The following is a 23,613-nucleotide window of genomic DNA, read 5'->3' as shown; positions in this document are numbered from 1 at the left end:
TTAAGGCCGGCGTGGAAACCCACGCCGGAAGGGATTACCGAAAGCGCTCATCGCGCCCGTGAGGCTCGTTAAGATCCTGCTCCGGACCGATGGAGATGATACCGGTCGGGTTGATGGTTTTATGGCTGCAGAAATAGTGGTGGCGAATATGCCCGAAGTCCACGGTTTCCGCGATGCCCGGCATCTGATAGATGTCACGCATAAAGCCGTACAGGTTCAGGTAGTCGCTGATGCGCTGGCGGTCGCACTTAAAGTGGGTGACATACACCTGATCAAAGCGAATCAGGGTGGTCCACAGACGGATGTCGGCCTCGGTGAGCCGATCCCCGGTCAGATAGCGGTGCTGGCCTAGGATCTGCTCAAGACGCGCAAGGGACTCAAACACTTTGCCGACCGCTTCGTCGTAGGCTTCCTGGCTGGTGGCAAAACCCGCCTTGTAGACGCCGTTGTTAACGGTGTCATAGATCCAGCCGTTAAGCTCATCAATCTGCGCCTGCAGCGCGTCGGGATAGTAGTTTCCGGCCCGTGCACCGTGCGCGTCGAAGGCCGTGTTCAGCATACGAATGATTTCAGAGGACTCGTTGCTGACGATGGTCTGCTGCTTTTTATCCCACAGCACCGGAACGGTCACGCGGCCGGTGTAGTGCGGGTCGGCGTGCAGGTAGAGCTGATAGAGAAAATCGTGCTGGTAGAGGCTATCCCCGGTAGCACCTGGAAAATCATCCCCGAAGGTCCAGCCGTTTTCCAGCATCAGGGGATGCACCACCGAAACGGAAATCAGGTTCTCAAGGCCTTTAAGCGCGCGCAGGATCAGCGTGCGGTGCGCCCAGGGACAGGCCAGCGAGACATACAGATGGTAGCGATCTTTTTCAGCGGCAAAGCCGCCCTTACCGGAGGGGCCTGGCGCGCCATCGGCGGTCAGCCAGTTACGAAACGCCGACTCTGAACGTTTGAAACGCCCACCGGTTGATTTTGTGTCATACCAGGTGTCATGCCAGACGCCATCGATCAGTTGTCCCATTGCTCTCTCCTTATGTTCAGCAGCAAAAGCGAGGAGATATCTCCTCGCTTTGGTGTAGTCAGTATAGAAGGCTTACCAGTTTTTATTCAGCAGGCGGTCGATGCTGTAGGCGCCCGGTCCAAACAGGGCCAGCAGCAGGAAACCACCGGCGATGCTGAAGTTCTTCATAAACATGATGGAGTTGGCGCCTTCAGCGAAGTTACCGTGGAACAGGAACGCGGTGAGCAGCGTAAAGATCGCGGTGATAAGCGCCGTGGTACGGGTCAGGAAACCGAACAGAATTGCCAGACCGCCGCCAAACTCAAGCAGGATAACCAGCGGTAGCATAAAGCCCGGCACGCCCATGGCTTCCATGTACTGCTGTGTACCGGCATACCCGGTGATTTTTCCCCAGCCCGCCACGATGAACAGAATCGGCATCAGGATACGTGCTACCAGTACACCAACGTTTTCTACTTTTTTCATTTTCTCTCTCCAGGAAACCTGAACTATGGCAATAAGCGCCAGGGGGTTGTTCTTACTGCAAAATCGGGCGGTTACCCGGTGTTGCCGTCGATGGAGAGGATAATAAACGCGGTGCTAAACGATTGTTAGCAAGGAAAACTGTCAGTCTTCATCAAATATTCTGGATAAGCGAAGGGGAGCGTTAACGCAGGCGGGGGAAATAAAAATGGCGCGGGATGCGCGCCATTTGGAAAGTCAATAACGTTGCTGTTGTCGCAGCGTGGTCTGTACCAGCCGCCATGCGCTCCAGGCGCCAAATCCGCGTTTGGCCCAGCGCAGCAGCATGTTCGGATGGCGAACGGACCAGAGGGCCATTACGCTGCTGCCTACCACTGCCCATGAACGTAAACTGAGCAGGGTATTCCAGCCGCGGTCATACGCGCCGGTGGCACTCAGCCAGTCGCGGCGCGAGGCGGACAGATCCAGACGCTGTTGTTGAATCTGGCTTAACAGCCAGGCTTTGCGTCGTTCTCGCTCATGCTTATCGCTCATCGGTCGTCATCCTCCAGCAGCTGCTTGTCGTTAGCCAACTCGCGACGAGTGTGGCGCAGCAGCGTTGAACGACGGGCTCGTACCAGCGTCCATATGCCGCCAATCAACGCCAGCAGCAGCAGCACCACGGTGGTGGCGATCATCGCGTTAAGGCGGTACTGCGGGTCGATGGCCCAAATGATGAGGACCATCAGGCTCATCAGCCCGAACGCGGCGAACAGCATGGTCAGGCCCAGCATCAGCAGGAGCTGAAACAGATTCGCTTTCTCTTCTTCCAGCTCGACTACCGCCAGTTTGACGCGGGTTTCCACCATATCAACGATAATGGTGATAATACGCTGTCCGATGCCGAGAACGCTTTTACCCGGCCCTTGTTGTAGGCGAGGAGTAGCCATATCAGCGACGCGTCAGCAGTACGCCCAGCACGACACCTACTGCCGCACCGATACCTACGCCGGTCCACGGATTTTCTTTTACGTAATCGTCTGCGCGGCTTGCGGCTTCACGGGTCTGGCGCGCGATAACGTCACCGGTTTCCGTCAGGCGATAGCGGCTCTCTTTCAGCGCGCGCTCGGCTTTACTGCGCAGCTTGGTCAACTCTTCTTTCGATTTATCGCCAGAAGAACTCAGCACCTCTTCCAGCGTGTCTGCCAGGGATTTCAACTCAGCGCGCAGATGATCAGTGTTATCTTTTGACATAATTCTCTCCAGGTGAGTAAGGGTTTCCGTAATCTTAGTAGTCGCGCGCTTCCAGCTCTTTTAGCTCGGCGCGCGCCTCGTTAAGCTTGTGTTCGCGTTTCGCGATTTTGTCCGCATCGCCGTTCTGTTTTGCCTCAGCCAGCTCGCCTTCGCGCTCGCTGATTTCCGCTTTTTGACGCGCGATTTTCTCCTGATGATTGGCATGCAGTTTTGCATCACTGCAGTTAGCACGTTGTTCGCTCAGCGCTTTTTTCAGCCCCTTTACCCGATTCTGATTGTCATGCTTTTCGGCGTAACCAATCTCACGCAGGATCTCTTGCTCTTTCTGCTGACACAGTGAAGCGGCCTGAGAGGCGGAGGACAGGGATAAAAGGACTAAAGCCAGTGCGGTGCTGTATTTCATAAGGAGAAACCTTCCATTGTCGTGCGTTTAACGATGTGCCACAGGACGTCACCGTTGTGTTCCAGAGTGTCTGTAGCGCGGATGCGGTTTCAGGGCGCGCTTACACAATGATAGTAAGTATTCGCGCAAACCCCAAAGTTAGTGAAAAGATTAGGAATCCTGGAGATCATCCAAGACGATGGCCTTCGCCTCGCAGACGTTGCAGCCAGTGGGGGGCGGGGGATTTTTCCTCTTCCTGAGCAATGATGAATCCCCGGGGTAACGTGCGGTATAACACGCGGCGAGCGGCATCGCGCTCGGCGCTTGAGTCGAACTTGATCAGTAAAATATCGTCCTGCGGGGTGATGCTTTTGATGGTGATCCCGTTGGCATCAAGATGATGCAGCACCGAGAAGCCGTCAGGCATACTGGCCCCGTGGCTTGAGGGACGGATAGCCAGCGTGCTTTCATGACTTTGCAGCGCTGAGCCAGCAACGACCAGCAGCGCTGCCAGCGCTATCCCTGTCAGCCAGATTATCGAACGGCGTGAACGCACAATTCTCATCGGAATCCCTTATTGACTTCGGTTACCGTGCTTCTTTTTCCACAGCACCACCAGCGACCCGATAAGGCCAAACACCAGCAGTACGACCGGTAACAGCATCAGGCAGGACATCAGCGCGTCTTCATATTTGAGAAACACCGGCGTCTTACCCAGTAAATAGCCCAGCGTGGTGAGTATCAGGACCCACAGCAGGCCGCTCATCCAGTTAAAGAACTGGAAACGGGTGCTGCTCAGGCCTGACAGACCCGCGATGGTTGGCAGCAGGGTGCGGACAAACGCGATAAAACGCGCAATCAGCAGCGCCGACAGGCCGTGCTTGTGAAACAAATGGTGCGCGCGCTGATGGTAGTGCGCGGGCAGGTGCGAAAGCCAGTTTTGTACAATACGCGTATTGCCAAGCCATCGCCCCTGAATATAGCTCAACCAGCAGCCGAGGCTGGCCGCGGCGGTCAGTAGCAGGATCGTTTGCGGGAAGCCCAGCGCACCTTTGGCTATCAGTACGCCGACCAGCACCAGCAGGCTGTCGCCCGGCAGAAACGCGGCGGGAAGCAAACCATTTTCAAGAAACAGAATCATAAACAGGACGAAATAGAGCATGCCAATCATCGACGGATTGGCGAGCGTCTCGTAATCCTGGCTCCAGAGGGCGTTCAATAGTTGAGTCAAAAGTTCCATTCAGTCGTCCTGGCACATCGGTTTTAGCCGCTGGTTACGAGTGAGAGCAGCATCGCGACGTTTTTACATTTTTTATTATGGTCGAAAACGCACTGCCTGTAGTGAGATGCCCGCACAGTCCCTGTTGCATGAGATACGTGAACAAGTCGCTACTTGATTACGTGAAAATGCATCCAATTGTAACAAAGCACGGCTATCTACGACACAATATTTGTGCTTTGTCGAAAACGATTTTGCCGGGTAGCAGGCTGGCATACGAGGGTATTTACAAACGCTGACACTACATATTGTTTGCTGACCCTCGGCGGGGAAAAGCGGTTATTTCAGGGTATTGGCGGCCGTATCGAGGTGAACAACGGGATTTTCTGAGAACAGATAGCGGTCGGCGTTGAATTCAAAATCGTCGCTGGTCTCGTTAAACAGCATCAGCTTGGTATTCTCAAGGTGCTGCCACATCGCGACTTTCGCGCCGTGCGGGTCCTTGCGGATCAGCGCTTTGAGGATTTGATCGTGGTCATCGCACCAGTTATCCACGGTGCGCAGGTCGATATGCTCGTGCAGCTTTTTCCAGTAGGGGTTATGTACCCGCTGCGTCCACATCTTCTCAACGATGGCCGCCAGGGCGGTGTTCTGTGTCGCGAGGGCAACCTGAACGTGAAATTGTAAATCCCACTCGGAATCGCGGAAACACTTCTCCTGACGCGCCTTTTCCTGGATCTCCATCAGCTTGATGATGTCCTGTTTGGTGACCTGCGTGGCGGCGAATTCGGCGATGTTGCTCTCAATCAGCTGGCGTGCCTGCAACAGCTCAAACGGACCGTAGCTGGCGAACTCCAGATTTTCATCCGGCAGGGCGTGGTGCTTCGCCTGATTCGAAATAACGTGAATACCGGAGCCTTTGCGAACCTCAACGTAGCCTTCCACCTCAAGCATGATGATCGCTTCGCGCACCACGGTGCGGCTGACGTTTTTCTCATCGGCGATATAGCGTTCGGCGGGAAGTTTTTCGCCAACCCGATAAACACCCTCTTCAATGCGGCGTTTAAGCTCAGCGGCCAATTGCTGATAAAGGCGACGTGGTTCAGCTATATCCATAGCGGGCTCCGGAACAAAGCAGGAAAACTGAATTTGTTATACCACTTTTCGCGAAATCGCTCCACCAGCGCCCATGAAAAAGCCGCCCTGAGGCGGCTTTTTTGTCCTTTTTCAGCTTATGACTGGGTTGCCGGTTTTCCCGACAATGACGTGTCGTTAAGCTCGCTGGCCGGTTTATTCTTAAGCACCGTCCAGATCACGATGGCACCCAGCACGTCAAACACCGCCAGCACCGCGAACAGCGGGCTGAAGCCCAGGGTGTCAGCCAGCGCACCAACCACCAGGGCAAACAGGGTGGAGGCGGTCCAGGCAGCCATCCCGGTCAGGCCGTTGGCGGTGGCCACTTCGTTGCGTCCAAACACGTCTGAGGAGAGGGTAATCAGCGCGCCGGAGAGCGACTGGTGCGCAAAACCACCGATGCACAGCAGACCAATAGCAACATACGGGCTGGTGAACAGGCCGATCATGCCAGGACCAATCATCAACAGCGCGCCCATGGTAACTACAAGCTTACGTGACACGATAAGGTTGACACCAAACCAGCGCTGGAACAGCGGCGGCAGATAACCCCCCACGATGCAGCCGAGGTCGGCGAACAGCATCGGCATCCAGGCAAACATGGCGATCTCTTTCAGGTTAAAGCCGTAGGCTTTAAACATGAACAGCGGGATCCAGGCGTTAAAGGTCCCCCAGGCAGGCTCTGCCAGGAAACGCGGCAGCGCAATGCCCCAGAACTGGCGGGTACGCACGATCTGCCACGGGGACATTTTCTTCGCGTTGTTGGTCTGGTGATGCGCTTCCTGCCCTTCAATAATGTAGTCGCGCTCTTCATCGGTCAGTTTTTTCTGGTCGCGCGGGTGCTTATACAGCACCAGCCACGCCATCGCCCACGCAAAGCTCAGCACGCCGGAGATAATGAACGCTAGCTGCCAGCTGTGCATCACGATCGCCCAGACCACCAGCGGTGGCGCAATCATGGCGCCGATGGACGAGCCTACGTTGAAGTAGCCCACGGCGATTGAACGCTCTTTCGCCGGGAACCATTCAGAGCTGGCTTTCAGCCCGGCCGGGATCATCGCGGCTTCTGCAGCACCTACCGCACCACGCGCCAGCGCCAGGCCTCCCCAGCTGCCTGCCAGCGCGGTTGCGCCACAGAATACAGCCCAGGTGATGGCAAAGAAGGCGTAGCCGATTTTGGTACCGAGAATGTCCAGCACGTAGCCGGCAACCGGCTGCATGATGGTGTAGGCCGCTGAATAGGCGGCGATGATATAGGAGTACTGCTGAGTGGAGATGTGCAGCTCTTCCATTAGCGTCGGGGCGGCCGCCGCTACGGTGTTACGCGTCAGGTAACCGAGCACGGTGCCCAGCGTCACCAGTGCGATCATGTACCAACGTAACCCTTTAATCTTACGCATTTGAAACCTCGTCGTTGTTATCTACCTTACGGAAGCGGTCACACTCACTGACTCTCGCGGGTAGGTCTTTTAACGGCGGGCCGATGCGGAATACTTTTCCGCGGGGCCTGCGCCTTGCCATAAACGTGCTCGTGACTCTTATCAGCTTCCATACTGGGTATTTCGACGGCGCCCCCTGTCGACGCGCCGTCGTAAAAAAATCAATCCGTGGGTTCTGTATTGCGACGGCAGGAAAGATAACTTGTCATACAGCTTTAAAAGTTGAGAGCCATCACAAAAGCACTTTTCTTTGCAGGGGCATTAGGCAAGGCATTGCAGGCCAGAGCTGGCGCGGCCTGGCTGAATGTTTACCCCTTTTTTGGTAGCGAATTTGTCAACTAATATTGATCTACCTCACGAATTTAATCGTGGTTCTCCAGAATTGGTGTGATAACTTTGACGGCATTGAATGAAGCATTTAAGTCACGCATGTGAGGAACCCTCCTATGACCCCGTTTATGACTGACGATTTCCTGCTGGATACCGAGTTTGCCCGCCGCCTGTACCATGAATACGCCAAAGATGAGCCGATCTTCGACTATCACTGCCACCTTCCGCCGCAGCAGATTGCCGAAAACTACCGCTTCAAAAACCTGTATGACATCTGGCTGAAAGGCGACCACTACAAATGGCGCGCCATGCGCACCAACGGCGTGGCGGAAAAGCTGTGTACCGGCGATGCCAGCGACCGCGAGAAGTTTGACGCCTGGGCCGCTACCGTGCCGCACACCATCGGTAACCCGCTCTATCACTGGACGCACCTCGAACTGCGCCGTCCGTTTGGTATTACCGGCAAACTGCTGTCGCCGAAAACCGCCGACGAGATCTGGAACCAGTGCAACGATCTGCTCTCTCAGGACGCTTTCACCGCGCGCGGCATCATGCAGCAGATGAACGTGAAAATGGTCGGTACCACGGACGATCCGGTGGACGATTTACAGCACCACGCTGCGGTAGCCAAAGACAGCAGCTTCAGCATTAACGTGCTGCCGAGCTGGCGTCCGGATAAAGCGTTCAATATTGAGCAGGCCACCTTCGGGGAGTACATCGCGAAGCTGGCGGAGGTGTCCGATACCGACATTCGCCGCTTCACCGATCTGCAAAGCGCCCTGACGAAGCGTCTCGACCACTTCGAAGCGCACGGCTGTAAGGTTTCCGATCACGCCCTGGACGTGGTGCTGTTTGCCGACGCCAGCGAAAGCGAGCTGGACAGCATCCTGGCCCGCCGTCTCGCGGGTGAAACCCTGAACCCGCAGGAAGTGGCGCAGTTTAAAACCGCCGTGCTGGTCTGGCTGGGGGCGCAGTACGCTCGCCGCGGCTGGGTGCAGCAGTATCACATCGGTGCGCTGCGCAATAACAACCAGCGCCAGTTCAAACTGCTGGGGCCGGACGTGGGCTTCGACTCCATCAACGACCGTCCGCTGGCGGAAGAGCTCTCAAAACTGCTCAGCAAGCAGAATGAAGAAAACCTGCTGCCAAAAACCATCCTCTACTGCCTGAACCCGCGCGATAACGAAGTGCTGGGCACCATGATCGGCAACTTCCAGGGCGAAGGGATGCCGGGCAAGATGCAGTTCGGTTCCGGCTGGTGGTTCAACGATCAGAAAGACGGCATGGAACGTCAGATGACCCAGCTCGCCCAGCTTGGCCTGCTGAGCCGCTTTGTCGGCATGCTGACCGACAGCCGCAGCTTCCTGTCCTATACCCGTCATGAATATTTCCGTCGCATTCTGTGCCAGATGATTGGCCGCTGGGTGCAGGCAGGCGAAGCGCCGGCGGATATCGCGCTGTTGGGCGAGATGGTGAAAAACATCTGCTTTAACAACGCGCGTGACTACTTTGCTATTGAACTGAATTAATCGTGCCGTTTGAGGTTGATATGCAATACATCAGGATCCATTCGCTGGATAACGTTGCGGTAGCGCTGGCGGATCTGCCTGAAGGGGCAGAGATCGTCCTGGATGGCGTCAGCGTGACGCTGCGCCAGGCCGTGACGCGCGGGCACAAGTTCGCGCTGTTCGCCATTCCGCAGGGCGAGAACGTGATCAAATACGGCCTGCCTATCGGTCATGCGCTGGCCGATATCGCACCGGGCGAGCACATTCACTCCCACAATACCCGCACCAATCTTAGCGATCTGGACGAGTACAGCTATCAACCCGATCTGCCGGCGCTGGATCGTCAGGGGCACGATCGTGACGTGGAGATCTATCGCCGGGCCAACGGTGAGGTGGGGATCCGCAACGAACTGTGGATCCTGCCGACCGTCGGCTGTGTGAACGGTATCGCGCGCCAGATTCAGACCCGTTTTCTGAAAGAGAGCAACGACGCCGAGGGCACCGACGGGGTATTCCTGTTCAGCCATACCTACGGCTGCTCCCAGCTCGGCGATGACCACATCAATACCCGAACCATGCTGCAGAATATGGTCCGCCATCCCAACGCCGGCGCGGTGCTGGTGATTGGCCTCGGGTGCGAGAACAACCAGGTGGACGCTTTCCGCGAAACGCTGGGCGAGTTCGATCCGGCGCGCGTCCACTTCATGACCTGCCAGCATCAGGATGACGAGGTGGAGGCTGGTCTTGAGCATCTGCGCGAGCTTTACGAGGTGATGCGCCACGATACGCGTCAGCCGGGTAAGCTCAGCGAGCTGAAGTTTGGTCTGGAGTGCGGCGGTTCGGACGGCCTGTCCGGGATCACCGCCAACCCGATGCTGGGTCGCTTCTCGGACTACGTGATCGGCAACGGCGGCACCACGGTGTTAACCGAAGTACCGGAGATGTTTGGTGCCGAGCAGATCCTGATGAGCCACTGCCGCGACGAAGCCACCTTTGAAAAAACCGTCACCATGGTGAACGACTTCAAACAGTACTTCATCGCCCACAATCAGCCGATCTACGAGAACCCGTCGCCGGGCAACAAAGCGGGCGGGATTACCACCCTCGAAGAGAAATCCCTCGGCTGCACCCAGAAAGCGGGCGCCAGCCAGGTGGTGGACGTGCTGCGCTACGGCGAACGCCTGAAAACCCACGGACTGAACCTGCTGAGCGCGCCGGGTAACGATGCGGTCGCCACCAGCGCCCTGGCGGGAGCCGGGTGCCACATGGTGCTGTTCAGCACCGGGCGAGGAACGCCGTACGGTGGCTTCGTGCCTACGGTGAAAATTGCCACCAATAGCGAACTGGCGGCAAAGAAACCGCACTGGATCGACTTCGATGCTGGCCAGCTGCTGCACGGCACCGCTATGCCGACGCTGCTTGAGCAGTTTGTCGATGTGATTGCGGCCATCGCCAGCGGCAAACGCACCTGCAACGAGAAAAACGACTTCCGCGAACTGGCTATCTTCAAAAGCGGCGTCACGCTGTAAAGCCGCACTCTGTATTGATCCGACGGCGTTTCATTGATGAAGCGCCGTTTCTTTTTGGGAGGAATCTTTCATGACCGCGTATTGGCTTGCCCAGGGCGTTGGGGTCATCGCTTTTCTGATCGGCATCACCACCTTTTTCAACCGCGACGAGCGGCGATTTAAGCTGCAGCTGGCGCTCTACAGCGCGGTAATCGGCGGCCACTTCTTTCTGATGGGTGCCGCACCGGCCGGGATCAGCGCCGGGCTTAACGCGGTACGCACGGTGATCTCACTGCGCACCCGCAGCCTGTGGGTCATGACGCTCTTTATTGTGCTCACGCTGTCGCTGGGGCTGGTGAAGCTGAATCACGCCGTGGAGCTGCTGCCCATTACCGGGACGGTGGCCAGCACCTGGGCGCTGTTCCGCAGTTCCGGGCTGACGACGCGCTGTGTGATGTGGTGTTCGACCGCCTGCTGGGTCACGCATAACTTCTGGATCGGATCGATTGGCGGAACGCTGATTGAGGGGAGTTTTCTGATCATCAACGGTATCAACATCATTCGCTTCCGGCGGATGCAAAAGCGCGGCATCGATCCCTTTGCGGTTGAGAAGAAGATGGTCAATGAATAAAACGCTGGCAGCCGGGAGGCTGCCAGCAGGCACGCATTAATTGTGCAGTACGTTGTTACCGGACGGACGGGCATCCTCAGCCTGACAGGCCGCCGCCGTGAACAGCACGTCGGTGGATGAGTTGAGCGCCGTTTCACAGGAGTCCTGCAGCACCCCGATAATAAAGCCCACCGCCACCACCTGCATGGCGATATCATTTGGAATACCAAACATGTTGCACGCCAGCGGGATAAGCAGCAGAGAACCCCCCGCCACGCCTGACGCGCCGCACGCACACAGCGATGCCACCACGCTAAGCAGTAACGCCGTCGGCACATCCACCGCAATTCCGAGTGTGCTGACCGCCGCCAGGGTCAGTACGGTAATGGTGATGGCCGCGCCCGCCATATTGATGGTCGCCCCCAGCGGGATAGAGACCGAATAGGTATCCCGGTCGAGGTTCAGTTTTTCGCTGAGCGCCATGTTCACCGGAATGTTAGCCGCCGAGCTGCGGGTGAAGAAGGCGGTCACGCCGCTTTCACGCAGGCAGGTGAACACCAGCGGGTAGGGGTTGCGACGAATTTTGATAAACACCAGCAGTGGGTTGATCACCAGCGCCACCAGCAGCATGCAGCCGACCAGCACAACCAGCAGGTGCGCATAGCCCCACAGCGTGCTGAAACCGGTGGACGCCAGCGTGGAGGCCACCAGCCCGAAAATACCGATGGGGGCAAAACGAATCACCAGTCTCACCATAAAGGTCACCGCGTCTGACAGATCGGTGATGAGGTGTTTGGTGGTGTCGTTGGCATGGCGCAGCGCGAGGCCAAGACCGATAGCCCAGACCAGAATGCCGATGTAGTTCCCTTTCAGCACCGCGTCTACCGGGTTCGCCACCATGCTCAGCAGCAGATCGCGCAGCACCTGCACGATGCCGGTCGGCGGGGTGATGTCGGTCGCGCCGGTCACCAGGTGGAGCGAGGATGGGAACAGGAAGCTGAATACCACGGCGGTAAGCGCCGCGGAGAAGGTGCCCAGCAGATAGAGCACCAGAATCGGACGGATGTTGGTTTTATGGCCGTGTTTGTGGTTAGCGATGGAAGCCATCACCAGCACCAGTACCAGTACGGGGGCGACGGCCTTCAGCGCGCCGACGAACAGCGTGCCGAGTAAACCCGCTGCTTCGGCGGCGGGTTTTGACAGCCAGGCGAGCGCGATGCCGAGCACCAGTCCCACCAGAATCTGTTTTACCAGGCTGCCCTGCGCCAGGCGTTTCACCAGCCCGTCGGGTTTAGATTGTGTAGTCATACAATGTTTCCTTCGATAATGATGTGGTTCCATCCCGGGCGTCATCTTGAGTGACGCTTTGTCAGGATGTAACAAAAGTTTGCATGGATGAGTATAGGGAAGGAAGGACAGCTGAAAAGGGAATAGTGCTGGATTTACCAGATTGCTCGCGTTTTTTAACTATTAATTAACATTACTGTGACAGGTTAATCATTTTCATCGTCTGTCTTTTACAGAAAGGCGTGTGGGCCTCAACCCCGCATCCGGCGGATGCGAATACGGGGGGAGGCGAAACCTTAACTCGCGGTATTTTTCCGGTCGTTACGGCGGTTAACCCAGGTATTGATCAGCAGCGTCAGCACCAGAATACCGAACACCACGCCCAGCGAGATGGCGATAGGGATGTGATAGAAATCCACAATCAGCATCTTCACGCCGATAAACACCAGGATGATCGACAGCCCGTATTTCAACATCGAGAAGCGCTCCGCCACGCCGGCCAGCAGGAAATACATCGCACGCAGGCCGAGGATCGCGAACAGGTTCGAGGTCAGCACGATAAACGGATCGGTGGTCACCGCGAAAATCGCCGGGATGCTGTCGACCGCGAAAATCACGTCGCTGATCTCGACCAGGATCAGCACCAGGAACAGCGGGGTCGCAAACAGCAGCCCGTTTTTGCGCACGAAGAAGTGCTCATTTTCGATGGTGTCGGTCATGCGCAGGTGACCGCGCAGCCAGCGCACCATCGGCTTGTCGCCGATACCACTGTCGTCCTCTTTCGCCAGCGCCATTTTTACCCCGGTGAACAGCAGAAAAGCACCGAACACGTAGAGCAGCCACGAGAACTGGGTGATAAGCCAGCTACCGGCGAAAATCATGATCGTACGCAGCACGATCGCGCCCAGTACGCCATAGATCAGCACGCGGCGTTGCAGCGCGGCAGGGATGGCGAAATAGCTGAACAGCATCAGCCAGACGAAGACGTTATCCACCGCCAGCGCTTTTTCAATCAGATAGCCGGTGAGGAAGGCGAGTGCCTGGGTATCCGCCACCGCACGCCCCTGGGTTTCGGTGAGATACCACCAGAAGGCCGCGTTAAACAGCAGGGATAGGGTAACCCAGACCAGTGACCATGCGGCCGCCTGCTTCATGGACATCGCGTGCGAGCCGCGGCGCCCCTGCAGCAGGAGGTCGATAGCCAGCATAATGATCACCACGATGGCGAAACTGCCCCATAACAGCGGGGTGCCGACAGTATTCATAGAGAGATTCCTTAAAAAACAAAAACGGCTAACGTCGGAAGACGTCAGCCGTTTCGCTTGTCGCAAATGGATCTCGCCTTCCGGCAAGGTCTCACTTACAACAGAAATCCCCGTCATACTTCGCGCCACAGAGGCGTTGGCCTGGTTCACTCACTCCGGTCACATACTGGTGTATGCTCCCGTCGATTCGTGAACCTGCCGCCTGTCTACAACGCGAATTATTTAGGGGGGACCCCGTCATATTTCACGCTGCAGAGGCGAAGGTAGAACTGAAGGTTATGTTGCCCGGCAACCGGATGCGTTACGCATCGTAATGACGATCCACCGGCGAAGAAGTTACTCCCCTTTGCTCGTAACAAAGTATTACAGGCAATGAGGAGGGTCAAGGTAACCCCGACGCCGTTTTACAAAGCTTTACGCCGGCAGCTCGGTACTGACGTCATCCGCCGGGAAAACTACGCCCGTTTGCGCACGAATGTCCGTGAGCAGTTTCGCGGTGATGCGGCTTACCGCCAGGCCCGGATGGTTGACTTCGTTGTCGTTGACCAGGCGGGCAAAGGTTTCGGCTTCGTAGAGCATGGTATTAATGTGCTGCGGCTGCGTCAGATCCTGCGGCTTACCGCCGCGCGGTACGAAGGTGATCTTCTGGCACTCCGAGATCTTCTCAATCACCAGCGATCCGGCTTCGCCCTGGATTTCGCTGGGGATCGTCGAGTCGCTGACTTTGGAATGGGTGAGGATCACATCGAAATCGCCGTAGTGCATCACCACGGTGCCGTGCGCGTCTACGCCGCTCTCCAGCAGCGCGGCGTTGGCCTGCACCGAATAGGGTTCACCCCATAGTGCAACCGCGCTCGCCAGGCAGTAAAAGCCAATATCCATGATGGAGCCGTTGGAAAAGGCCGGATTGAAGGTATTGGGGTTTTCACCGTCGAGATAACGCTGATAGCGCGAGGAGTACTGGCAGTAGTTGATCAGCGCTTTACGCAGCTTACCGGCCTTCGGCAGCGCCTGTTGCAGGGCGATGAAATTAGGCAGGCTGGCCGTTTTAAACGCCTCGAACAGCACGACCTGGTTTTCACGCGCGCAGGCGATAGCGGCTTCCACTTCCCGCAGGTTAGAGGCCAGCGGCTTCTCGCAGATAACGTGCTTCTTATGACGCATAAACAGGCAGCTCTGCTCGCTATGCAGCGAATTTGGGCTGGCGATATACACCGCATCAATCGCATCGCTTTGCGCCATCGCCTCAAGCGAGGTGAAAAGGTGTTCGACGGGATAATCGCTGGCGAAGCTCTGGGCCTGTTCAAGGCTGCGAGAGTAAACGGCGGTCAGTTTGAATTTGCCGGTTTCATGGGCGGCATCGACGAACTGGCGGGTGATCCAGTTCGTTCCAACTACGGCGAAACGTATCATAGAGGGGCGCTATCTCCGCTGGCTAAGTATCGTTGCAGACTACCACGGAAAGATGACAAATCCAGTGCAGCAAAAGGCGATTTCGCGTAGCGGATTCCAGATTTACTTTACGCCGGTCGGCTGGCCGTCTCGTCTGATGCGCTGCCGCCGAGCGCCAGATGCGTCAACCACAGACGGGTATCAAACTCCAGCTGGTGGTACTGCGGCTCCATATGGCAGCAGAGCTGATAGAACGCTTTGTTGTGCTCTTTCTCTTTAAGATGCGCCAGTTCATGCACCACGATCATGCGAAGAAACGGCTCGGGCGCGCCGCGAAAAACGGTGGCGACGCGAATTTCCGCTTTCGCTTTCAGCTTGCTGCCCTGAATGCGCGATACGGCGGTATGCAGCCCGAGCGCGTTTTTCAGCACGTGGATCTTGTTGTCGTACATCACTTTATTGACCGGCGGGGCGCTGCGCAGGTACTGGTTTTTCAGCCCCTGGGTATAGGCCCACAGCGCTTTATCGGTGGCGATGTCGTGCCGGTGAGGGTAGCGCTGGCGCAGCACGTCGCCCAGCCGCTGGTCGTTGATCAGGGCGCGTACCTGGGACAGCAGCTGCTCCGGGTAGCCCTGCAGGTAAATCAGTTCACTCATGCTTATCTCAGATCGGCGAAAAAGGGTATACTCTCGCCCCCGTTACGGGGCTAATACTGAAATTTTACCATCCAGGAGGGCCGATGAGCCAACCAGACAACAGTTTTCGTTCACTGACGCTTAAGCGTTTTCCGGAAACGGACGACGTCAACCCGCTACAGGCGTGGGAAGCTGCAGACGAGTATCTGCTGCAACAGCTGGACGAACCCGTCGGTCCGATCCTGATTTTCAACGATGCGTTCGGGGCGCTCTCCTGTGAGCTGGCGGCGCACAAGCCTTATGCGATCGGCGACTCCTACCTGAGCGAGCTGGCGATTCGCCAGAACCTGCGTCTGAACGATATCGAGGAGTCCAGCGTGACCTTTCTCGACAGCACGGCCGCCTACCCGGACGCGCCGGGGCTGGTGTTGATTAAGATCCCGAAAACCCTGGCGCTCCTTGAGCAGCAGCTGCGCGCCCTGCGTCGTGTCGTGACGCCGGAAACGCGCATCATCGCCGGGGCTAAAGCGCGCGATATTCACAACTCCACGCTGGAGCTGTTTGAGAAAATCCTCGGGCCGACCACCACGACGCTTGCCTGGAAAAAGGCGCGCCTCATCAATGCGACCTTCACCGCGCCGGCGCTGGCCGAGGCGCCGGAGACCCTGAGCTGGACGCTGGACGAGACTGGTTGGACTATTCACAACCACGCCAACGTCTTCTCCCGCACCGGGCTGGATATCGGGGCGCGCTTCTTTATGCAGCACCTGCCGGAAAACCTGGAAGGGGAGATCGTCGATCTCGGATGTGGTAACGGGGTGATTGGCCTGACGCTGCTGGCGCAGAACCCGCAGGCGAAAGTGGTGTTTGTGGATGAATCGCCAATGGCGGTTGAGTCCAGCCGTCTGAATGTCAAAACCAACCTGCCGGATGACGCGCTGCGCTGCGAGTTTATGATCAACAACGCGCTGTCGGGCGTAGAGTCCGATCGCTTCACCGCGATCCTCTGTAACCCGCCGTTCCACCAGCAGCACGCCATTTCCGATCAGGTTGCCTGGGAGATGTTCCACCACGCCCGGCGCTGCCTGCAGTACGGCGGCGAGCTGCGCATCGTCGGCAACCGCCACCTCGATTACTTCCGCAAGCTGAAGAAGATCTTCGGTAACTGCGAAACCATCGACACCAACAATAAGTTCGTGATCCTGAAAGCGGTGAAGACGCGCAAGAAGCGCTGAGTCAGCCGTTGAAAGGGTAAGCACATCGGCGGCAGACGTGGGGGCGTGTGAGTCACCGTAGCGCACCCGTTATCATGCCGCCGACCTGCCGTTAGATCGCCAGGGCCAGCCGGGTGCCCTGTTCAATAGCCCGGCGCGCATCCAGCTCCAGCGCCACATCGCAGCCGCCAATCAGGTGCACCGCTTTGCCGGCAATCATCAACGCATCCGCCAGATCGCGGCGCGGCTCCTGACCGGCGCAAAGCACGATGTTATCCACCGCAATCACCTGGGTCTCACCGCCAATGCTAACGTGCAGCCCCTCGTCATCGATGCGCTGATAGCTTACGCCTGGCACCATCTTCACGCCCCGCGCCAGCAGCGTGGCGCGGTGGATCCACCCGGTGGTTTTCCCCAGTCCTTCGCCCGGTTTGCTGGCCTTGCGCTGAAGCATGACGATCTGCCGCGGGCTTTTCGCCAGCTGCGCTCCCTCTGGCCGCAGGCCGCCGGGCTGCGTCAGGCTCTGGTCGATACCCCATTCGGCGCAGAATTCGCTGATATTCTGGCTGGTGGACGCCCCCGACTGGCTCAGGTACATCGCGGTATCAAACCCAATACCGCCGCAACCGATAATCGCCACGCGCTTGCCCACCGGCACCTTATCCCGCAATACATCGAGATAGCTCAGCACCGACGGGTGATCGATGCCGGGGATCGGCGGGGTACGCGGCGCGATCCCGCAGGCGAGGATCGTTTCATCGAATCCCGCCAGATCCGGCGCGCGAACCAGGTTGCCGAGACGCAGGGTGACGCCTGTCACGTCGATCATTCGACGGTAGTAGCGCAGCGTTTCGTAAAACTCCTCTTTGCCGGGGATCTGTTTGGCGATATTGAACTGGCCGCCGATCTCCGGCGCGGCGTCAAACAGCGTCACCTGATGCCCTCGCGCCGCCGCGTTAACGGCAAACGCCAGCCCGGCAGGGCCTGCGCCCACCACCGCCAGCGTTTTACGCTTCACGGCCGGTTCTACCGGCATAAGGGTTTCGTGGCAGGCGCGCGGGTTTACCAGGCAGGAGGTGACTTTGCCCGCGAAGATCCGATCGAGGCAGGCCTGATTGCAGCCGATGCAGGTATTGATCTCATCGCTGCGGCCCTGCGCCGCCTTGCTGAGAAAGGCTTCGTCGGCCAGGAAGGGCCGGGCCATCGACACCATATCCGCATCGCCGCGCGCCAGAATAGCGTTCGCGACCTCGGGGTCGTTAATGCGGTTAGTGGTAACGATCGGCAGTTGAGTATGCGCCTTCAGCGCGCGGGTGACCCAGCTGAACGCCCCGCGCGGAACCGACGTCGCGATGGTGGGAATACGCGCCTCGTGCCAGCCGATGCCGGTATTAATCAGCGTCGCGCCAGCCTCTTCGACCGCGTTGAGCAGCATAATCGCTTCATCGAGCGTGCCACCGCCCTCCACCAGATCGAGCATCGACAGACGATAGATAACGATGAAGTCGCGGCCTGCCCGTTCGCGCACCGCCCGTACCACCTCCACCGCGAAGCGCATCCGGCGCGAGTAGTCGCCGCCCCACTGGTCGTCACGCTGGTTGGTGCGCGAGGCGAGAAACTGGTTAATCAGGTAGCCTTCTGAGCCCATGATCTCCACCCCGTCGTAACCCGCCTCCCGCGCCAGCTGGGCGCAACGCGCGAAGTCATCGATCAGCGCGACAATCTCCTCATGGGTTAACGCCTGTGGCGCAAAGCGGTTGATCGGGGCCTGAATCGCCGAAGGGGCAACCGGGTGAGGCTGGTAGCTGTAGCGTCCGGTATGCAGGATCTGCAGGGCGATTTTGCCACCCTCGTGATGCACCGCGTCGGTAATGGCCCGGTGATGCGCCACCTGCTCCGGCGCGTTGAGCACCGCGCCGCCGGCAATCGCCACCCCTTCAGGAGAGGGCGCAATGCCGCCGGTGACGATCAGCGCCACGCCGTGCCGCGCGCGTTCGGCATAGAACGCCGCCAGACGCGCCACGCCGTCCGGATGTTCTTCAAGACCGGTATGCATCGACCCCATCAGCACGCGGCTTTTAAGTTGGGTGAAGCCGAGATCAAGCGGGGCGAACAGCGACGGGTAGCTCATAGTCTCTTCCAGGCTATTTTTATTATGTGGTCGGATGAGTTCTAATTTAGCTATCAGCGCGGCAAATGGAAAAGCCAGAGATGCCGATTGTGATGGGATTCAAAGAACGGGAGAGCGGGGCGCGGCTGAAAAGGCTCCCGACGGCGGAGTCGGGAGCGCATAGTCTACTGGGCAACGGCTTCGCGCGGGGACGAGGTTTCCAGCGCCTGCAGGGCGTTATCCGCGGCCTTAAGGACCAGTTCGCACTGCTCAAGGGTCAGCGTCAGCGGCGGCTCGATGCGGATGGTTTTGGCATTGTTGAGCGTGCCGGCCACCAGTATCCGCTGGCGGAACATCTCGCTGGCAAAGGTGTAGCCGATGTCGTTATCGACAAACTCAATCGCCATCAGCATTCCCTTACCGCGCACCGCCTGCACCAGTCCGGGATACTGGCGCGCCAGCTGGCGGAAGCCATCCAGCAGCATATCGCCTTTCTGCTCCGCCTGGCCGGGCAGGTTCTCTTCCAGCAGCACATTGATGGTCGCCAGCGCCGCCGCGCAGGCGAGGGGATTCCCGCCAAAAGTGGTGGTGTGCAGGAAAGGGTTATCGAACAGCACCGAGAACACCTCTTCGGTGGCGACGGTGGCGCCGATGGGCATCACCCCGCCGCCCAGCGCCTTGGCGAGGCACAGAATGTCGGGATGCACGTTTTCATGCTCGCAGGCGAACATCTTGCCGGTGCGGCCCATGCCGGTCTGCACTTCATCGAAGATGAGCAGCGCGCCAAACTCATCGCACAGCTGGCGTACCGCCGGCAGATAGCCCGGTGGAGGAAGAATGACGCCGCCTTCACCCTGAATCGGCTCGAGGATCACCGCGGCGACGTCATCCCCGGTTTTCTGCCCGTCGCTGAGCGCCGCGCGCATGGCGTCAATATCACCGAACGCCACATGGCGAAAGCCCGGCAGCAGCGGCATGAAGGGTTTACGGAAGGTGGATTTCGCGGTCGCCGAGAGTGCGCCCAGGGATTTGCCGTGAAACGCGCCGCTGGTGGCAATAAAGGTGAATTTACCGCGCGGTGCCTGGTAGGCTTTGGCGAGTTTCAGCGCCGCCTCCACCGATTCGGTGCCGCTGTTGCTGAAGAAGCTGTATTTCAGTTTACCGGGCGTGAGCGCGGCGAGGGTTTTGGCGAGCATGGCCCGTAGCGGGTCGAGCAGTTCCTGACTGTGCAGAGGTTGTTTAGCGAGCTGATGCTGTACGGCGGAAACCACAGTTGGATTACGGTGCCCCACGTTGAAAATGCCAAAGCCACCCAGGCAATCAATAAACTCCTGTCCCTGGGTGTCGACAAGCGTATTCAGACTGCCCGCCTGCCACTCTACGGCTCCGTAATCCCCGCCTGCTGTTACAGATTTTCGATACTCTAAGAAGCCTGGATTCACATGTTCTTTAAAGTAATCCACCACTTCACGGTTCAGGGCTTTCATCTCCTCATGGTCTAAGGTGGGTTTTTCAATGATGTTCAGTGCGTGCGCGGTACAGGCAAGAGCCGAGGCGCTGGAAGGTAACCTGTTCAAAATGAGCTCCCGGGGATCGCGTATCTTATGATACCGACTTAAGTATTGCAGGGAACGCGCCATCCCGGCTGGGGTCGGTGAAATCAAGATAAACGCCTGGCGTAAAGCAACTTGTACAAAATTTAATCATCCCGATTCACATTGCGCAACGCTTCGTGCTGCCGCCCTGGTTTTCTTACAAAGCGCTTATTCAGGCACTGCTTTATGACCGTGCATATCTGCACAATAATGAGGCACGCAACCCGATAAATTCTTATTTAATGGGCGTAAATCGTTTCGGTTTTTGCGAATAATAAGTACGAATATAGTAATCTGTAAATTTGTATAAGTTTTAAACGGCAGCAGGGGTAATTACTTTATCATTAGCGCGCTTTTCTGAATTTTATATTTCTCTGTTGCCCTTTTTAATTTGAGACTACTGAATGATTCACCTTGTGGATATTGACCGCAGCATCGTGGAATTAAACCTTGCGATCGCAGAGCATCATGCCTGGGCAGGGAAACTGCTGCAGCTGAGCCTGCTGGGCGGTGAGCCGGATGAGGCCATCACCCATGAACGGGCCCATGAAAAATGCTGCTTCAGCGTCTGGTTTAGCCGTTTTAAAATTGAACCGTCGCGTTATCAACGGCTGGTCGAACATATCTATGACATGCATATAATAATGCACGATCGGGCGCGAGAGTTATTAACCAGCATTACGGAAAAGCGCGTCACTGAACAGGTATTGCAGCAATACCATGACGCTCAGCAACAATTTGTTTACGCCATAGATAAATATAAGCAGGCGCTGATCACATTCCGCAATATGCACGATACCCTGACCGGCCTACCGCTGCGCCATTTACTCTATCTTGATTTCGAACATATTCGCACCGACCCGCAGCGAAGCGCCACGCTCTGGTTGCTGATGATGGATATCGATCGCTTTAAAACGGTAAACGATGTCTGGGGCCATAACGCCGGGGATGACGTCCTGCGCGACGTGGCGGCCACCCTGGAGGCCGGGGCGAACCACGACGAGCGTATCTACCGTTTCGGCGGTGAGGAGTTCGTGGTGCTGCTTAATCGCAGCAGCGAGCAGGACGCGATGGACGCGGCCCGCCATATCCGCGCCTGGCTTGAACAGCATCCGGTGGTGTTGGAGAACGCCGTGCTGCCGGTGACCGTGACCGGTGGCCTGACGCGCGTCAGCACCTGCGACTCGCTGCATACGGCGATTGGTCGTGCCGATCGCGCGCTTTACTACGGTAAGAACAGCGGGCGTAATCGCTGCGTGCTGGCGACCCGTGAGGAGGAAATGGTGGCGCTCTAGCTACGCTTTTATGCTAACGGACTGAAACTATTCGATAAAAAATCATCATCAATAACAACAATAAAATTACGCCTAATGTGCTTTTTTGCGATCTCAGTCCTGTTTAATACCTAAAGTTAAACTGCATAGCGCCGAAATAACAAAGCAGAAAAAAGATTAACAACTGGATAACCTGCCCAACGGAGCTGCTATGCCTTCTCGTCCCGTCGCCACCCAGCGTCAATATATGCTGGATGACAACACCACCCTGATGTCGACTACCGATCTGCACAGTTACATCACCCACGCCAACGACAGCTTTGTTCAGGCCAGCGGCTACCGGCTCGATGAGCTGACCGGCAGCGCGCACAATATTGTTCGCCACCCTGATATGCCGAAAGCCGCCTTTGCTGACATGTGGTACACCCTCCAGCAGGGCGAACCCTGGAGCGGCATTGTTAAAAACCTGCGCAAGGACGGCGACCACTACTGGGTGCGCGCGAATGCGGTGCCGATGGTGCGTAACGGTGAAGTCACCGGCTATATGTCGATCCGCAGCCAGGCATCCGCCAGCGAGATCGCGGCCGTTGAGCCGCTGTACGAGGCGCTGAATAACGGCACCGCAAAGCGGCGGCTGTTCAAGGGACTGGTGCTGCGCAAAGGCTGGCTCGGCAAACTGCCGGCCATCGGGCTGCGCTGCCGCATCCGCTGCGTCATGGCGCTACTCTACGTGCTGCTGGTTGCAGGCCAGCTGGCGCTGGGCCAGAGCGGCAGCGATTTTGCCCTGTCGGCGGTGGTCAGCGCGCTGGCAATGATAGTGGGCACCGCGCTGTTTGAATGGCAGATCGCCCGACCGATTGCCAACGTTGCGGCACAGGCGCTGCGCGTCGCCACCGGGGAGCGCAACACGGTAGATCACCTCAACCGTGCCGATGAGATCGGCCTGACGCTGCGTGCGGTGGGTCAGCTGGGGCTGATGTGCCGCTGGCTTATCAACGATGTCACAAGCCAAGTCGTGAGCGTACGCACCGGCAGCGAGACGCTGGCGAAAGGCAACGACGATCTGAACGAACGCACCCGTCAGACGGTGGTCAACGTGCAGCAGACCGTCACCACCATGAGCCAGATGGCCGCCTCGGTGCAGAACAACTCCGAAACCGCGGCGGCGGCGGATAAACTTTCCAGCGCCGCAAGCCAGGCGGCGGCCAACGGCGGCGACGCGATGGAAACCGTGGTCACTACCATGGATGAAATCGCCGACAGCACGCAGCGTATCGGCTCCATTACGTCACTCATCAACGACATCGCCTTCCAGACCAACATCCTGGCCCTGAACGCCGCGGTTGAGGCGGCACGCGCAGGGGAGCAGGGCAAAGGCTTTGCCGTGGTCGCCGGTGAAGTGCGCCATCTGGCGAGCCGCAGCGCCAACGCCGCGAACGATATTCGTAAGCTTATCGACGCCAGCGCCAGCAAAGTGCAGTCCGGCGCCGTGCAGGTGCATGAAGCCGGACGCACCATGCAGGATATCGTGGCACAGGTGCAAAACGTGACCCAGCTTATCGGGCAGATCAGCAGCGCCACCTCGGAGCAGGCGCAGGGGCTGTCTGAGCTGACCCGTGCCGTGGCCGAGCTCGACAACATCACCCAGAAAAACGCCGGTCTGGTGGAGGAGAGCGCCCAGGTGTCATCCATGGTTAAGCACCGCGCCGAGCGTCTCGAAGACGCGGTTACCGTCCTGCAATAGCCCGTCAGCCCGGCAGAGATGCCGGGCTTTATTTCTACTCTTTCTCCCGCCACGCTATTTTTCTCGCTGCGCCTCTTTATATTTCCATCTTGTTAATTAATTATTAAATTGCTGAAAATATGCGCGGCATTTACGTGAGTCCTCACGCAAAAAAAAGATTTTACGCCGCACAAAACGCGCTTTTTCAATTACCTCCTTTTGCAACAAAAAGTGATCTTAAACACAATTTCCCGATCAATAAATCACCATTA

At 57.6% G+C, this 23,613-nt stretch carries 22 protein-coding genes; 6 read left to right on the top strand and 16 right to left on the bottom strand.

Going from position 1 to position 23,613, the window contains the following annotated elements:
* Positions 1-34: 34 nt before the first annotated feature.
* The 10 genes from DW58_RS03550 to DW58_RS03505 all read right to left on the bottom strand — a co-directional run bounded on the left by DW58_RS03550 (position 35) and on the right by DW58_RS03505 (position 6,851).
* Positions 35-1,021 carry a glutathione S-transferase family protein gene (locus DW58_RS03550; protein ID WP_024548808.1) on the bottom strand — a complete coding sequence of 329 codons (987 nt, stop codon included), beginning with the start codon at positions 1,019-1,021 and terminating at the stop codon, positions 35-37.
* Positions 1,022-1,093: 72 nt separating this feature from the next.
* The gene (locus tag DW58_RS03545) at positions 1,094-1,486 is read right to left on the bottom strand and encodes a DoxX family protein (RefSeq protein ID WP_024548807.1); all 393 of its coding nucleotides are present in this window, start codon (positions 1,484-1,486) and stop codon (positions 1,094-1,096) included.
* 234 nt (positions 1,487-1,720) lie between these two features.
* Complete coding sequence (locus DW58_RS03540; protein WP_024548806.1) at positions 1,721-2,017, bottom strand: YqjK-like family protein; 297 nt, start codon at positions 2,015-2,017, stop codon at positions 1,721-1,723.
* Positions 2,014-2,412 (bottom strand): phage holin family protein, encoded by a 399-nt coding sequence (locus DW58_RS03535; protein WP_024548805.1) that lies wholly within the window; start codon positions 2,410-2,412, stop codon positions 2,014-2,016. Before DW58_RS03535 ends, DW58_RS03540 begins: the two co-directional genes overlap by 4 nt.
* A gap of 1 nt (position 2,413) precedes the next feature.
* On the bottom strand, positions 2,414-2,716 hold the full coding sequence (locus DW58_RS03530) for an ElaB/YgaM/YqjD family protein (protein ID WP_024548804.1): 303 nt from the start codon (positions 2,714-2,716) through the stop codon (positions 2,414-2,416).
* 34 nt (positions 2,717-2,750) lie between these two features.
* The gene (locus tag DW58_RS03525; protein ID WP_024548803.1) at positions 2,751-3,119 is read right to left on the bottom strand and encodes a DUF1090 domain-containing protein; all 369 of its coding nucleotides are present in this window, start codon (positions 3,117-3,119) and stop codon (positions 2,751-2,753) included.
* 166 nt (positions 3,120-3,285) lie between these two features.
* Complete coding sequence (mzrA, locus tag DW58_RS03520; RefSeq protein ID WP_024548802.1) at positions 3,286-3,663, bottom strand: EnvZ/OmpR regulon moderator MzrA; 378 nt, start codon at positions 3,661-3,663, stop codon at positions 3,286-3,288.
* Between the two features lie 9 nt (positions 3,664-3,672).
* Positions 3,673-4,338, bottom strand: coding sequence for a DedA family general envelope maintenance protein YqjA (yqjA, locus tag DW58_RS03515; RefSeq protein WP_024548801.1), 666 nt, complete (start codon positions 4,336-4,338; stop codon positions 3,673-3,675).
* Positions 4,339-4,656: 318 nt separating this feature from the next.
* Positions 4,657-5,433, bottom strand: coding sequence for a transcriptional regulator ExuR (exuR, locus tag DW58_RS03510; RefSeq protein ID WP_024548800.1), 777 nt, complete (start codon positions 5,431-5,433; stop codon positions 4,657-4,659).
* 116 nt (positions 5,434-5,549) lie between these two features.
* Positions 5,550-6,851, bottom strand: a complete 1,302-nt coding sequence (locus DW58_RS03505; protein ID WP_024548799.1) for an MFS transporter — start codon at positions 6,849-6,851, stop codon at positions 5,550-5,552.
* 485 nt (positions 6,852-7,336) lie between these two features.
* On the opposite strand from DW58_RS03505, the gene uxaC reads away from it, so the two are divergent.
* The 3 genes from uxaC to DW58_RS03490 all read left to right on the top strand — a co-directional run bounded on the left by uxaC (position 7,337) and on the right by DW58_RS03490 (position 10,867).
* The gene (gene uxaC, locus DW58_RS03500) at positions 7,337-8,749 is read left to right on the top strand and encodes a glucuronate isomerase (RefSeq protein WP_024548798.1); all 1,413 of its coding nucleotides are present in this window, start codon (positions 7,337-7,339) and stop codon (positions 8,747-8,749) included.
* A 20-nt stretch (positions 8,750-8,769) separates the two neighbouring features.
* Positions 8,770-10,257, top strand: a complete 1,488-nt coding sequence (locus DW58_RS03495) for a UxaA family hydrolase (RefSeq protein ID WP_024548797.1) — start codon at positions 8,770-8,772, stop codon at positions 10,255-10,257.
* A 70-nt stretch (positions 10,258-10,327) separates the two neighbouring features.
* Complete coding sequence (locus DW58_RS03490; protein ID WP_024548796.1) at positions 10,328-10,867, top strand: YgjV family protein; 540 nt, start codon at positions 10,328-10,330, stop codon at positions 10,865-10,867.
* Positions 10,868-10,903: 36 nt separating this feature from the next.
* Here DW58_RS03490 and sstT read toward each other — a convergent pair whose 3' ends face one another.
* The 4 genes from sstT to DW58_RS03470 form a co-directional block, all read right to left on the bottom strand.
* Positions 10,904-12,154, bottom strand: coding sequence for a serine/threonine transporter SstT (gene sstT, locus DW58_RS03485; RefSeq protein ID WP_024548795.1), 1,251 nt, complete (start codon positions 12,152-12,154; stop codon positions 10,904-10,906).
* Between the two features lie 275 nt (positions 12,155-12,429).
* Positions 12,430-13,398, bottom strand: a complete 969-nt coding sequence (locus tag DW58_RS03480; protein ID WP_024548794.1) for a TerC family protein — start codon at positions 13,396-13,398, stop codon at positions 12,430-12,432.
* Positions 13,399-13,812: 414 nt separating this feature from the next.
* On the bottom strand, positions 13,813-14,811 hold the full coding sequence (locus tag DW58_RS03475) for a Gfo/Idh/MocA family protein (protein WP_024548793.1): 999 nt from the start codon (positions 14,809-14,811) through the stop codon (positions 13,813-13,815).
* A 107-nt stretch (positions 14,812-14,918) separates the two neighbouring features.
* Positions 14,919-15,446, bottom strand: coding sequence for a M48 metallopeptidase family protein (locus tag DW58_RS03470; protein WP_024548792.1), 528 nt, complete (start codon positions 15,444-15,446; stop codon positions 14,919-14,921).
* An 83-nt stretch (positions 15,447-15,529) separates the two neighbouring features.
* On the opposite strand from DW58_RS03470, the gene rlmG reads away from it, so the two are divergent.
* Entirely contained in the window at positions 15,530-16,660 is a 1,131-nt protein-coding gene (rlmG, locus tag DW58_RS03465) for a 23S rRNA (guanine(1835)-N(2))-methyltransferase RlmG (protein WP_024548791.1), read from the top strand.
* A 91-nt stretch (positions 16,661-16,751) separates the two neighbouring features.
* On the opposite strand, the gene DW58_RS03460 is transcribed toward rlmG, so the two are convergent.
* Both DW58_RS03460 and ygjG read right to left on the bottom strand, forming a co-directional pair.
* Positions 16,752-18,770, bottom strand: a complete 2,019-nt coding sequence (locus DW58_RS03460; RefSeq protein WP_024548790.1) for an NADPH-dependent 2,4-dienoyl-CoA reductase — start codon at positions 18,768-18,770, stop codon at positions 16,752-16,754.
* 164 nt (positions 18,771-18,934) lie between these two features.
* Entirely contained in the window at positions 18,935-20,326 is a 1,392-nt protein-coding gene (gene ygjG / locus DW58_RS03455; RefSeq protein WP_173644475.1) for a putrescine aminotransferase, read from the bottom strand.
* A 422-nt stretch (positions 20,327-20,748) separates the two neighbouring features.
* On the opposite strand from ygjG, the gene DW58_RS03450 reads away from it, so the two are divergent.
* A complete protein-coding gene (locus tag DW58_RS03450; protein WP_035884871.1) occupies positions 20,749-21,639 on the top strand; it encodes a diguanylate cyclase in 891 nt (296 codons plus the stop codon).
* A 190-nt stretch (positions 21,640-21,829) separates the two neighbouring features.
* Entirely contained in the window at positions 21,830-23,362 is a 1,533-nt protein-coding gene (locus tag DW58_RS03445) for a methyl-accepting chemotaxis protein (RefSeq protein ID WP_024548787.1), read from the top strand.
* Positions 23,363-23,613: the final 251 nt, after the last annotated feature.

The organism is Siccibacter turicensis LMG 23730 (assembly GCF_000463155.2).
Taxonomy (GTDB): Bacteria; Pseudomonadota; Gammaproteobacteria; order Enterobacterales; family Enterobacteriaceae; genus Siccibacter; species Siccibacter turicensis.
This window is presented reverse-complemented; position numbering and strand designations above follow the sequence as displayed.